11 protein-coding genes are annotated in these 11,802 nt (G+C 72.0%); 4 read left to right on the top strand and 7 right to left on the bottom strand.

What is annotated here, in order from left to right; all coding sequences use genetic code 11:
* The first annotated feature begins 89 nt into the window (after positions 1-89).
* Both DN051_RS35275 and DN051_RS35270 read left to right on the top strand, forming a co-directional pair.
* On the top strand, positions 90-1,601 hold the full coding sequence (locus tag DN051_RS35275) for an MFS transporter (protein ID WP_425471691.1): 1,512 nt from the start codon (positions 90-92) through the stop codon (positions 1,599-1,601).
* 306 nt (positions 1,602-1,907) lie between these two features.
* Positions 1,908-3,059 carry a glutathione-independent formaldehyde dehydrogenase gene (locus DN051_RS35270; RefSeq protein ID WP_112440681.1) on the top strand — a complete coding sequence of 384 codons (1,152 nt, stop codon included), beginning with the start codon at positions 1,908-1,910 and terminating at the stop codon, positions 3,057-3,059.
* A 133-nt stretch (positions 3,060-3,192) separates the two neighbouring features.
* On the opposite strand, the gene glpK is transcribed toward DN051_RS35270, so the two are convergent.
* The gene (glpK, locus tag DN051_RS35265; RefSeq protein ID WP_112440679.1) at positions 3,193-4,707 is read right to left on the bottom strand and encodes a glycerol kinase GlpK; all 1,515 of its coding nucleotides are present in this window, start codon (positions 4,705-4,707) and stop codon (positions 3,193-3,195) included.
* A 40-nt stretch (positions 4,708-4,747) separates the two neighbouring features.
* Positions 4,748-5,515 carry an IclR family transcriptional regulator gene (locus tag DN051_RS35260; RefSeq protein ID WP_053757923.1) on the bottom strand — a complete coding sequence of 256 codons (768 nt, stop codon included), beginning with the start codon at positions 5,513-5,515 and terminating at the stop codon, positions 4,748-4,750.
* A 197-nt stretch (positions 5,516-5,712) separates the two neighbouring features.
* Here DN051_RS35260 and DN051_RS35255 point away from each other — a divergent pair, with 197 nt between their 5' ends.
* The gene (locus DN051_RS35255) at positions 5,713-6,159 is read left to right on the top strand and encodes an ATP-binding protein (RefSeq protein WP_112440677.1); all 447 of its coding nucleotides are present in this window, start codon (positions 5,713-5,715) and stop codon (positions 6,157-6,159) included.
* Between the two features lie 55 nt (positions 6,160-6,214).
* Here DN051_RS35255 and DN051_RS35250 read toward each other — a convergent pair whose 3' ends face one another.
* The 3 genes from DN051_RS35250 to DN051_RS35240 all read right to left on the bottom strand — a co-directional run bounded on the left by DN051_RS35250 (position 6,215) and on the right by DN051_RS35240 (position 9,068).
* On the bottom strand, positions 6,215-7,405 hold the full coding sequence (locus tag DN051_RS35250) for a PP2C family protein-serine/threonine phosphatase (RefSeq protein ID WP_199314751.1): 1,191 nt from the start codon (positions 7,403-7,405) through the stop codon (positions 6,215-6,217).
* Between the two features lie 105 nt (positions 7,406-7,510).
* The gene (locus DN051_RS35245) at positions 7,511-8,269 is read right to left on the bottom strand and encodes an IclR family transcriptional regulator (RefSeq protein WP_053757921.1); all 759 of its coding nucleotides are present in this window, start codon (positions 8,267-8,269) and stop codon (positions 7,511-7,513) included.
* A gap of 127 nt (positions 8,270-8,396) precedes the next feature.
* Positions 8,397-9,068, bottom strand: a complete 672-nt coding sequence (locus tag DN051_RS35240) for a dienelactone hydrolase family protein (protein WP_053757984.1) — start codon at positions 9,066-9,068, stop codon at positions 8,397-8,399.
* A 149-nt stretch (positions 9,069-9,217) separates the two neighbouring features.
* Here DN051_RS35240 and DN051_RS35235 point away from each other — a divergent pair, with 149 nt between their 5' ends.
* Positions 9,218-10,339, top strand: coding sequence for a CapA family protein (locus tag DN051_RS35235; protein ID WP_112440675.1), 1,122 nt, complete (start codon positions 9,218-9,220; stop codon positions 10,337-10,339).
* 24 nt (positions 10,340-10,363) lie between these two features.
* On the opposite strand, the gene DN051_RS35230 is transcribed toward DN051_RS35235, so the two are convergent.
* Together DN051_RS35230 and DN051_RS35225 are read right to left on the bottom strand one after the other, a co-directional pair.
* Positions 10,364-10,831, bottom strand: a complete 468-nt coding sequence (locus DN051_RS35230; RefSeq protein ID WP_053757919.1) for a hypothetical protein — start codon at positions 10,829-10,831, stop codon at positions 10,364-10,366.
* A 264-nt stretch (positions 10,832-11,095) separates the two neighbouring features.
* Complete coding sequence (locus DN051_RS35225) at positions 11,096-11,593, bottom strand: hypothetical protein (protein WP_053757983.1); 498 nt, start codon at positions 11,591-11,593, stop codon at positions 11,096-11,098.
* Positions 11,594-11,802: the final 209 nt, after the last annotated feature.

Genomic DNA, 11,802 nt, shown 5'->3' with positions numbered 1-11,802 from the left:
ATTCTCATGGGCCATGCGAATAACGCATCGGCACGCCACTGGACCGCCCAAGCCATGGAATGCGCACAAGCCGGGCATACCGTATGGCCATGATGTGCGCCGACGGCCCGGGGGCCACAGGGTCCGACGGCCCGGATCGGCCCGACCGGCACGACCGGCACCATGGGCCCGATGCGCCGGGCGGCTCGAACGGAGCCGACAGCACGGACGGCACGGACCGGTCCCACGGCGCCGACGCGCCGGCGGCCCCGGGTCGCCGGCTCGCACCGCTCCTCGCGGTCTGCGCCGGCTACTTCATGGTCATCCTGGACGTGACCGTGATCAATGTCGCCGTGCCGGTGGTGGGCCGGGAGCTGTCGGCATCGCTCACCGGTATCCAGTGGATCACCAACGGCTACACCCTGGTCTTCGCCGGTTTCCTGCTGACCGGCGGCGCGCTGGGCGACCGGCTGGGCAACCGCCGGATCTTCTGCACCGGCGTGGTGGTCTTCACGGTGGCCTCGGCCGGCTGCGGACTGGCCCGGAGCACGGAGATGCTGGTCGCCGCCCGGCTTCTGGAGGGCCTCGGGGCGGCACTGATCGTCCCCGGCTCCCTCGCCCTGCTCCAGCAGGCGTACCCCTCGGCCGCGGAGCGCGCCAAGGCGTTCGGCCTGTGGGGCTCCATGGCGGGCATCGCCGCCTCCGCCGGGCCGCTGGTGGGCGGCCTGCTGGTGACCACGGTGGGCTGGCGCTGGGTGTTCTTCGTCAACCTGCCCGTCGGCTGCGTCTGCCTGTTGCTGACGCTGCGTCTGGTGCCCGCTTCCGCCCGGCGCCCGGACCGGCCCGTGGACTGGCCCGCCCAGTGCGCGCTCGTCGCCACGGTGGCGCTGCTGACCGCCGTCCTCAACGAGGCCGGACGGCTGGGCTGGACCGATCCGCTGATCCTCACCGGGGCGGGCCTGTGCCTGCTCTCCGCAGGGGCGTTCGTACTGCGCGAGCGCCTGGCCCGGGCCCCCGTGCTGCCCCTGCAACTGCTGCGCTCCCGACCGATGAGCGCCGGAGCGGTCATCGGCCTGCTGTTCAACTTCGCCTTCTACGGCATGGTCTTCACCGCGAGCCTCTACTTCCAGCATCAGCGCCATCTGTCCGCGCTGCTGACCGGGATCGCGCTCTTCCCCGCGGTCGCCATGACGATGTTCGCCTCGGTCCTGTCCGGGCGGCTGGCTCGGCGCACCGGGCACCGCCCGCTGGTGATCACGGGCATGCTGCTGGGGGCGGCCGGGCTGGCGGGCTGGGCCGCCGCGGGTCCGGACCCGGCCTACCCGCTGCTCGTGGCGCCGATGATGGCCGCGGGCTTCGGCACATCGTTCGCCCTGACCGGGACGACCACCACGGTCATGTCAGCGGCCCCGGACAAGTACTCCGGCACCGCCTCGGCCCTGTTCAACACCACCCGACAGGTGGGCAGCGCCTGCGGTGTCGCGCTCGGCGGCTCCCTGCTGGCCGCCTCGGCCGATTTCGGCACCGGACTGCGGACCAGCATGGCCGTCGGAGCGGCCGCGTACCTGACGGCCGCCGCCCTGGCGTTCCGCTGCCTCCCGCGGGCCACACCGCACGCCTGACCTCCACGGGCGGCACAGGGCGGGACACGTCGACGTGGCCGCGGACGCCACGCCGTCACGGGCGCGCCACGGCGGCGCTCCCGCCCCCGACGTGGGTTGCGGCCCGCCCCGTACGGGCGTTACCTGGAAGGGTCCGGTGGTGAAGCGAGAGGGCCCGGGGGCCACGGAACGCGACCGGCTCGGGCCGGCGATCACGCCTTGTCATGCGCCCGCCCGCAGGGCCGGGGCGTTCCCTTCGTGTGCGTTCCCCCGAGTCGCGGCCCGCCGTCGCCGCCGTCATCCAGCGTCCGACGCGGAGGTGACAAGGTGAAAGCCGTCGTCTACGAGAAGCCTTTCAACGTGACCATTCGGGACGTCGACGATCCCCAGATCCAGCACCCGAACGACGTGATCGTACGGATCACGTCCAGCGCGATCTGCGGATCCGACCTGCACATGTACGAGGGACGCACCGCCGCCCAGGCGGGCATCGTCTTCGGGCACGAGAACCTCGGCATCATCGAGGAGGTCGGCCCCGGCGTGACCTCCCTGTCCGAGGGTGACCGCGTGGTGATGCCCTTCAACGTGGCCTGCGGATTCTGCAAGAACTGCCTCGCGATGAAGACCGCGTTCTGTCTGACGGTCAACCCGGGATTCGCCGGCGGGGCCTACGGATACGTGGCGATGGGGCCGTACACCGGCGGCCAGGCCGAACGGCTGCGGGTGCCCTTCGCCGACTTCAACTGTCTGAAGCTGCCGCCGGGAGAGCAGTTCGAGACCGATTTCGTCCTGCTCGCCGACATCTTCCCGACCGGCTATCACGGCTGCGAACTCGCCGAGGTCTCCCCCGGCGAGAGCGTGGCGGTCTTCGGCGCCGGTCCGGTGGGACTGATGGCGGCCTACTCGGCCCTGCTGCGCGGCGCGTCGAAGGTGTTCTCCGTCGACCGCGTGCCCGAGCGACTCGCCAAGGCGGCGGAGATCGGGGCCATCCCGATCGACTTCACCCAGGGCGACCCGGCCGAGCAGATCAAGGAACAGACCGGAGGCGAGGGAACCGACAAGGGAGTGGACGCCGTCGGCTACCAGGCCCAGGCCCACGACGCGAGCCACGAGGAACCCGCGGTCGTCCTCAACACGCTCGTCGAAACGGTCCGGCCGACCGGAAAGCTCGGTGTACCGGGCCTGTACGTGCCCTCCGACCCGGGCGGCCCCGACGAGCACGCCAAGCACGGCCAACTGCTGGTCTCCATCGGGAGGATGTTCGAGAAGGGCCAGCAGATGGGCACCGGCCAGTGCAACGTCAAGCGGTACAACCGCCAGCTCCGCGACCTGATCATCGCCGGGCGGGCCAAGCCCAGTTTCGTGGTCTCCCACGAGCTGCCGCTGGACCAGGCACCCGGGGCGTACCAGAAGTTCGACAAGCGGATCGAGGGCTACACCAAGGTCGTACTGCACCCTGGCCACGCGCTCGCCGCATGAGATGTCCCCGGCCGCCGCACGGTCGGCGCGCCGGGTGACGTGAACACCGGGGTCCGGGCACATCGGTTGCCCGGACCCCTTCGCGTGCGCGCCCTCGCGTACGGCCGCGGCGCGGACCTTCAGGTGGGCCTCTTCAGGTGGGCCTCGGGGGTCTGACCCACCCGAGCGACCGCTCCACGGCTCGCTGCCAGTTCTCGTACTCCAGCTCCCGGTCCTCGGGATCCATGTCCGGCAGCCACTGGGCGGCGCGGTGCCAGTTGCGGCGCAGCACTTCCAGGTCGGGCCAGAAGCCCGCCGCGAGCCCGGCGGCGTAGGCCGCGCCGAGGGAGACGGTCTCGGCGACCAGGGGCCGCACCACGGGCACGTCGAGGACGTCGGCCACGAACTGCATGAGCAGGTTGTCCGCGGTCATGCCGCCGTCGACCTTCAGCTCCCGCAGCGCCACCGAGGAGTCGGCGTTCATCGCGTCGACGACCTCGCGGGTCTGCCAGCCGGTGGCCTCCAGGACGGCCCGGGCCAGGTGCCCCCTGGTGATGTACGAGGTCAGGCCGACGATGACGCCGCGCGCGTCGCTGCGCCAGCGGGGGGCGAACAGGCCCGAGAACGCGGGGACGATGTAGCAGCCGCCGTTGTCCTCCACCGTCCGCGCGAGCGTCTCGATCTCCGCCGCGCTGCTGATCAGCCCCAGCCGGTCGCGAAACCACTGGACCAGTGATCCGGTGACGGCTATCGACCCTTCCAGGGCGTAGGCCTGGGGCTGGTCCCCGATCTTGTAGGCGACGGTGGACAGGAGCCCGTGCCGGGACCGCACGAGGTCGGTGCCGGTGTTGAGCAGCAGGAAGCTGCCCGTGCCGTAGGTGCACTTGGCTTCGCCCGGGGAGAAGCAGGTCTGCCCGAACAGGGCGGCCTGCTGGTCGCCGAGCGCGGCCGTGATGCCGATGCCCGGCAGGACGGAGCGGGCGTCGCCGTAGTGCTCGGCGGAGGACCGGATACCGGGCAGCATGGCGCGGGGGACGCCGAAGAACGCCAGCAGTTCCTCGTCCCAGGCGAGCGTGCGGATGTTCATCAGCATGGTGCGGCTGGCATTGGTGGGGTCGGTGATGTGCAGGCCGCCTTCCGTGCCCCCGGTGAGGTTCCAGATCAGCCAGCTCTCCATCGTGCCGAACAGCACCTCGCCGGCGTCCGCACGCTCCTTGAGCCCGTCGACCTCGTCGAACATCCAGCGGATGCGCAGCGCCGAGAAGTAGGTCGAGGGCGCCAGGCCGCAGCGCTCCAGGAAGAACTCGTCCCCGGGCTGCTGCCGGAGGCCGTCGACGAGCGATGCCGTGCGGGTGTCCTGCCAGACGATCGCCCGCCGCAGGGGTGCGCCGGTGCGCCGGTCCCACAGGACCGTCGTCTCGCGCTGGTTGGCGACGCCGATGGCGGCGACCTCCTCGGCCGCGACGCCCGCGGTGGACAGGGCCTCGGGCACGACGCGCTGAAGATTGCGCCAGATCTCGACGGCGTCGTGCTCGACCCAGCCGGGCCGCGGGAAGTGCTGCTGGTGCTCCCGCTGGGCGACCGAGACGAGCCGCCCGTGGTGGTCGAACAGGATGCAGCGGGTGGAGTTGGTGCCCTGATCTATGGACAACACATACCGCTCAACCATGATCAGAGCTCCCTTCCGAGGTGGCGCGGAGACGGTGGGATCACCAGCGAGTGGCACCCAGGTCTCTGGAGATCGCCCGTGCGGCGTCCCGGAGCAGGGTCACCAGAGTCGACCGGGGGCGGTCCTGGCTGTCGCAGATCCGCTCCACCGGACCGGAGAGTCCGACGGCCCCGACCACCAGGCCGCCATGACCCCGGATGGGAGCGGCGATACCGGCCCCGCCCATGCTCATTTCCTGGACCTCGGCGGCCCAGCCCTGCTCCTGGACCCCGGCGAGGGCCCGCGCGAGCTGTTCCGGGGTCACCAGGGTGTGCCGGGTGTAGGCGTCCAGACCCGCCTCCAGGGCCGCGTCCAGGGGTGCGGCGCGGTAGGCCAGCAGCACCTTGCCGAGGGAGGAGGCGTGCAGCGGCAGGAGCGTGCCCACGTCCAGGGTCTGGAGTGTGTCGTCCGGCCGGAACACGTGGTGCACGATCAGGACCCTGCCCTCCAGGTACGTGCCGAGACGGACCGCTTCGCCGCTGCGCGCGGCCAGGGCGTCGGCCCAGTTGATCGACCGCGACCGCAGCTCGTTGACGTCGAGGTAGCTGGTGCCGAGGTGCAGCAGGGCGGCGCCGAGCTGGTACTTTCCGGTCGCCTCGTCCTGCTCCACGAAATCCACGTGCTGTAGTGTGCGCAGGATGCCGTGGGCGGTTCCCTTCGCCAGCCCGAGCGATGAGGCCACCTCGCCGAGTCCGAGTCGGCGGGGCCCTCCGGCGAGCAGACGCAGAATCGCCGCCGCCCGTTCGATCGACTGAACTGGGCCGGCCATGAATCGAGCCTAGCCGGGTGAGAGCGCGTCCGCCGTACGGGCGGGCCGCCGGGCCGGTGGGGCGAGGACCGCCTCGTTCGGTAATGCCGACCGATGTTCGTTGACCCTTCACGCCACACTCTCTAGCGTGCCATGAGGCCCAGCCCTGCACGCTGCGGTCCGGCGTCCGGCCCACAGCGCACAGCGGAGGAGAGCAGATGGCGCTACAGCTCAACAGTCAGCCGCTACCACTCCACAGGAAACCCCTGGCGGCGCTGGAAGACGTCTGCCCGCTGCCGCACGCTCCGGGGGCGGTCTCCGTGGTGCGCCGACGCGTGAGGGCGGTTCTGGACGAGTGGAGGGTCTGCCCCAAGATCTTCGAGGACGCCCTGCTGGTGGTGTCGGAGCTGCTCACCAACGCGATCGTGCACGCCCTGCCCCCGGCGGAGCTGCGGCTGTCCTGGGCCGGGAGCGACGGCCGCGGCACGCTTCGCTGCGAGGTCACCGACGCCGGCCCCAGGCTCGCGCCGGGGCAGAGCCCGGAGGGGATCGACCCGGACGAGCACGGCCGCGGGATGGAGATCGTGAAGGCACTGGCGACCCGGCACGGCATACGTGTCCACCCCGCCGGGGTCACCTGGTGGGCGGAACTCGTCGCGATGTGACGGACGCGGGTGCGTGGGACCGGTCGCGACGGGGCGAACGTTGCCTGACGCGGCACTAGCTGAGGGCCGCGCCGGACAACCCCGCGTGCGCCCCTTCACCGCCCTCCGACAGGCCCGGTTTGCGCAGCAGGAGCAGTGCCGCGTCGTCGTGCAGCCGGCCGCCCACGTGCGTCAGCAGTTCGTCGTGCAGTGCGGTGAGTGTGCGGGCCGGCTCCTCGCACACATGCCGGGCAAGCCCTTCGGCGAGCGGGTAGAACTCCCGGCTCTGGTTGCGCGCCTCGGTGACGCCGTCGGTGTAGAGCAGCAGCTGGTCCCCGTCGGCGAAGGGCAGCACCTGAAGGCCGGGGGCCTCGCCGGAGAGGGCGCGCAGTCCGAGGGGCGGCGCCGGGAGGGTGGGCTCCACCGCCAGCACGCTGCCGCACCCGCGGACCAGCAGCGGCGGCGCGTGTCCGCAGTTGACCACTTCGACCTGCCCCGTCCCCCGGTATCCGGCGACCACGGCGGTCACGAAGTCGTCGTGACCGAGGTTGCGGGCCAGGCTCCGCTCGATCCGGTCGACGACGGCGAGCAGGTCGGGCTCGTCGTAGGCGGCCTCGCGGAACACACCGAGCACGAGGGCGGCGGTCCCCACGGCGGGCAGTCCCTTGCCCCGTACGTCCCCGACGATCATCCTGACGCCGAAGGGGGTCGGGATCAGCGCGTACAGGTCGCCGCCGATGCGGGCCTCCGCCGCCGCGGCGCTGTAGCGGACGGCCACCCGGAACGGCCCGACGGTGTCCGGCACCGGCTTCAGCAGTGCGTGCTGAGCGGCCTCCGCCACCGAGCGGACGGCCGCGAGCACCCGCTCACGACGGCCGCGCAGCGCGCTGGCCAGGGCGCTCGCCAGGGTGACGGCCACCAGGGCGGACAGGACGGCGGCCAGTTCGCTGCTCGGCACGTCGTCGCGGAGCCCGAGCGCGGTGCCCAGCGCCGTGGCGAACAGACCCACGCACAGGACCCCGTGCGGTCCGTTGGTGCTGGCGGCCAGCGCGGGTCCGGCCACGAGCAGCGGCAACCAGATCATTCCGGCGCCGCCGAAGAAGGCGACGGACACGATGACCGAGACGATCAGCACGGGCAGTGCGGGGGCGCCCACTCCCAGCCGGCCGGCCACGCGCCCACGGAAAGCGTCTCGGAGACAGGCCGGTCGGCGGTTGAAGGTCCTCGTCGGCCGGGGTCCGCCACCATGGGCTCGGGCCTGAGTCATGTGTGTCCGCAGTCCTCACCTGTGCTCGCGGGAGGAGCGATTCTCCCGACTTGTCCGTTTCATCCAGGAAACTGGTTCGGTGCGGATGCCACAAGGACGTGATTTTCAGATAGTGAGCGAAAGGCTCCGGGTCACCCGACTCGCCGTCGGGAGCAGCCGGGCCCGGACCTCCTCCAGGCGGGACAGCCGGTCGGCCGGCATGGAGACACCGAGCGAGCCGAGGGTGTCGCCGCTGTACACGGGCACGGCGACGCACACCGTACCCAGGGCGTACTCCTCCAGGTCCGTGACCGCCGGGGCCACCGGCGAGGTGTCGAGCCGGCGCAGCAGCTCCGGCCCGTTGGTGATGGTGCGCGGTGTGAGGTCGGCGAGGGCGTGCCGGGAGAGGTACTCCCGACGCGCCTCGTCGTCCAGTTCCCGCAGCACGCACTTGCCCAGCGCGGTGGCGTGCCCCGCGTCCTCGAAGCCGACCCAGAGGTCGACCCGGGGCGCCCGCGGCCCGTCGACGATCTCGGCGACCCGGATCTCGCCCTCCTCGTAGAACGTGAGGTAGGTGGCGGTCGCCAGCTCGTCCCGCAGCGCGGCCAGCGCGGGACGGATGCGGCTGAGCAGCGCCTGTCCGCGGCCCGAGGACCGCAGTGCCTGCAACTTGTCGCCCAGCACGAACCCGCCGTCGTCCAGCTTCCGTACGTAGCCGTCGTGCACCAGCGTCCGCAGCAGGTGGTAGGCGGTCGCCAGGGGGAGCCCGGTCTCCCTGGCCAGTTGCTTCGCCGGCGCGCCGTTCTCGTGTGCGCTCGCCGCCTCCAGCAAGCGGAACGCGCGCTGTACGGACGTGATGAGCGTGGGGCCGTCAGGAGCACCCATAGGACCAGGGTGCGCCCGGCGTCGGCCACGGGCAAGGCGCCCGGGAGCGGCGCACCGGGTGGCAGCACGTGTCTCGGGCGGCGCGGACACGCCGGGCACCTCGCACGGCGGGCCGGTCCGGCGTCGGTCAACGCCGCTGGGCGGCCTCGCGGGCGGCCCGCACGCGCTGCGCGCACCATTGCCGTGCGACGGCGGCGGCCTCCTCCAGCGCGCCCGGTTCCTCGAAGAGGTGGGTGGCCCCGGGCACCACATGGAGCGTGTGCGGGGCCGGCAGGCGCCGGGCCGCCTCCTCGTTGAGCCGCAGCACCTGCCGGTCGTCGCCGCCGACGATCAGCAGCACCGGCGCCCGCACCGCGTCCAGGGCGTCGCCGGCCAGATCGGGCCGCCCGCCGCGCGAGACCACGGTCAGTACCCGGTGCGGTCGTGCGGCGGCGGCCACCAGCGCCGCCGCCGCGCCGGTGCTGGCACCGAAGAGGGCGAGCGGAAGCTCGCCGACCTGCGGTTGCCGCTCCAGCCAGTCGATCGCGGCCACCAGCCGCTGGCCCAGCAGCGGAATGTCGAACCGGTACTCGGCCGTCCGCGCGTCGTACCGGTCCTCCCGCTCGGTGAGCAGGTCCATCAGCAAGGTCGCCAGTGCGGCGGTGTGCAGCTCGGCGGCGACCATGCGGTTGCGCGGGCTGTGCCGCGAGCTGCCGCTGCCGTGCGCGAACAGCACCACTCCGCGCGCCGGCTCCGGGACGACGAGGTCACCCACGAGCGACGCGCCGTCGGCGGGCACCGAGACCACCCGGGAGATCATCGACATCATCTTCTTCCTCAGGGCTGCCGGCCCCGTGGCCGATGCGCCCTCGCCACTCAGCACCGGGTACCCGCCGCGGCGGCCGGCTGTCACGCCGACGGACCGGGATCGCGCCAGGAACCGTGACGCGGCCGCCTTACGGTGGAGACATGGCCGACCGCGCGGTGACGCTGTTCCTGTGCGGTGACGTGATGCTCGGGCGCGGCGTCGACCAGATCCTCCCCCACCCCGGTGACCCGGCGCTGCGGGAGGACCACGTCGCCGACGCCCGCTCCTACGTGGCGCTGGCCGAGGCCGTCAACGGCCCTGTCCCCGCGCCGGTCGACGCGTCCTGGCCCTGGGGCGAGGCGCTTCGGGTGCTCGCCGACGCCGCACCGGACGTCCGGATCATCAACCTGGAGACCTCGGTCACCCGCTGCGCCGGGTTCGCCCCGGGCAAGGCGGTCCACTACCGGATGCACCCGGACAACGTCACCGCCCTGACGGCGGCCCGGCCCGACGTCTGCGTCCTGGCCAACAACCACGTACTGGATTTCGGCCGCCCCGGTCTGGCCGAGACCCTGTCGACGCTGGCCCGCGCCGGCCTGCGCACGGCGGGCGCGGGGCGCGACGCCACCGAGGCCTTCGCACCCGCGGTGGTCCCCCTGGACCCGGCCGGCCGCGTGCTGGTGTTCGCCCTCGGAGCGGCGTCCAGCGGGATCCCGTCCGACTGGGCGGCCACGGCGGACCGGCCCGGCGTCGCCCGTCTGCCCGACCTCTCGCCGGAAGCGGCCGGTGCCGTGGCCCGCCGCATGAGGTCGGCCGGTCGACCCGGGGACGTCACGGTCGTCTCGGTGCACTGGGGCTCCAACTGGGGCTATGGCGTGCCCCGGGACCAGATCCGGTTCGCGCACGCCCTGGTGGACGGCGGTGCGGACATCGTCCACGGCCATTCCTCGCACCACCCGCGCCCCCTGGAGGTGTACCGGGACCGGTTGATCCTGCACGGCTGCGGCGACTTCATCGACGACTACGAGGGCATCTCCGGGTACGAGAAGTACCGCGACGACCTCCGCCTCGCCTACCTCGTGACGGTCGAGGCGGGCACCGGACGCCTGACCGGCCTGCGCATGGTGCCGCTGGGGGTCCGGCGGATGCGGCTGGAACCCGCGGCCGACCGGGACCGGGTGTGGCTGCGGACGACGCTCGACCGGATCAGCGCGGGCGTTCGCGTGGAGCTGCGCCCCGACCGCACACTCACCGTGCGCCCCGAGGCGCGGGCCGCCCGGTGACCCCTGAAGGGTTCTGACGGCCTGTCAGTTCCAGAGCGAGTACGTCACCGTACGGGGCACCCGCTCGGGCCTGTCATGGGGATAGGTGAGCGTGATCCGCGTGTAGTGCTTCAAGTCAGGGTGCCGCTCCCACGCTTCGGGACGGTCGAGCCGGACCTTGACGGCATAGGAGTGGAACCGGCCCGCCGCACAGTACGGCAGACAGTCGTTCACCGCGTTGAGGCCCCTGGCCACCGCCGAGCGGCGGTTCCAGTGCGACCAATCGAGCTTCGTGAGACGGCTGTTGCCGTCACCGCAGGCCAGAATGAAGTCCTCGGGGCGCACCTGGGACTTCCAGAAGCAGTCGACGAGCACAGGGGCGTGGGTCCACTTCGCCGGGGCCGACGCCGCGGAGGGCGTGCCCGAAGGGGCGGCGGAAGCCGTCCCCATGGCCGCCACGAGAGTGGCGGCGGCGCAGAACGTGACCACCTTGCTGATCGTGAATTGCCGCATATCCGCTCCCGGCCGTTCGTGTCCGCATCCGCTGTCCGTGCGCCGGCCGAGACGGGGGCCACGGCGACACACGGACACCGGACGGCTTCGCCGTCCGCTCATGAGCGGTCGTACCTGTCTCGACGCTACGACCGACTCCAGGCGGGCACCACTCGAACGGAGCATCACGGCGCGTCGAGGCGGTGCCACGCCCGGTCCTCATGACGCGGCGGGCACGGAAGCAGCACGATCCCGGACGGCCGGGCCGCGTACGCGTCCCGCGGCTCAGCAGCCGCCGCAGTTGTAGTACGTGACGTCCCAGTGGTTGCCCTCGTCCGCGTAGATGTTGCCGGAACCGGACCGCCACTGCGGGGCGCCGTCACCGCGCACACCGATGTACGTGAAGTTGTTCTTGATGTAGTTCCCGACGCACGCGATCTTGCTGTAGTCGAGCTTGTAGCCGTTCCAGTGGGAGTACGTGCCCGAGGCGTGTCCGGTCTCGGTGCCGCCGGTGATGTTGAGCGCGCATCCGCTGGCCCGCTTCAGGGTCTGCGCACCCTGGGCGCTGGCCAGGTTGAGCTGCTCGAAGGACGTACACGTGGGGTTGTTGCGGTTGGAGCAACCGCCGGAGGACGACCAGGTGATGCCGGCGTCCCGGAACATCGAGGTGGCGGTGGCGTGACTGATCTTGGTGGCGGCGAACGCCTCACCCGCGCCGCCGACCACGACGAAGCCGGGCGCGATCACCAGCGCGAGAGCGGTCAGGATCGACCTGATTCTCATGCCCTTCACAACGTTGACGACCTTCATTCGGAACCCTTCCTGCGACAAGTCCTGTTTCCTGTGGGGTGACTGTGCGGACGGTGCCAGGAGATCGTGCCCCCGTGTCTACGCGCGTATGCGCGTCGGAGCGGAAGGCCGGAGCCCGACCGGACTTGGCCTGTTCGCGCTCGGATCGGCCCGGCACAATGGGCGCCGGATCGGCTCCCGTT

The sequence above is a fragment of the Streptomyces cadmiisoli genome, from assembly GCF_003261055.1.
Classification (GTDB): domain Bacteria; phylum Actinomycetota; class Actinomycetes; order Streptomycetales; family Streptomycetaceae; genus Streptomyces; species Streptomyces cadmiisoli.
Note: the sequence above shows the minus strand (reverse complement) of the source record. Positions and strands in the feature narration are given on the sequence as shown.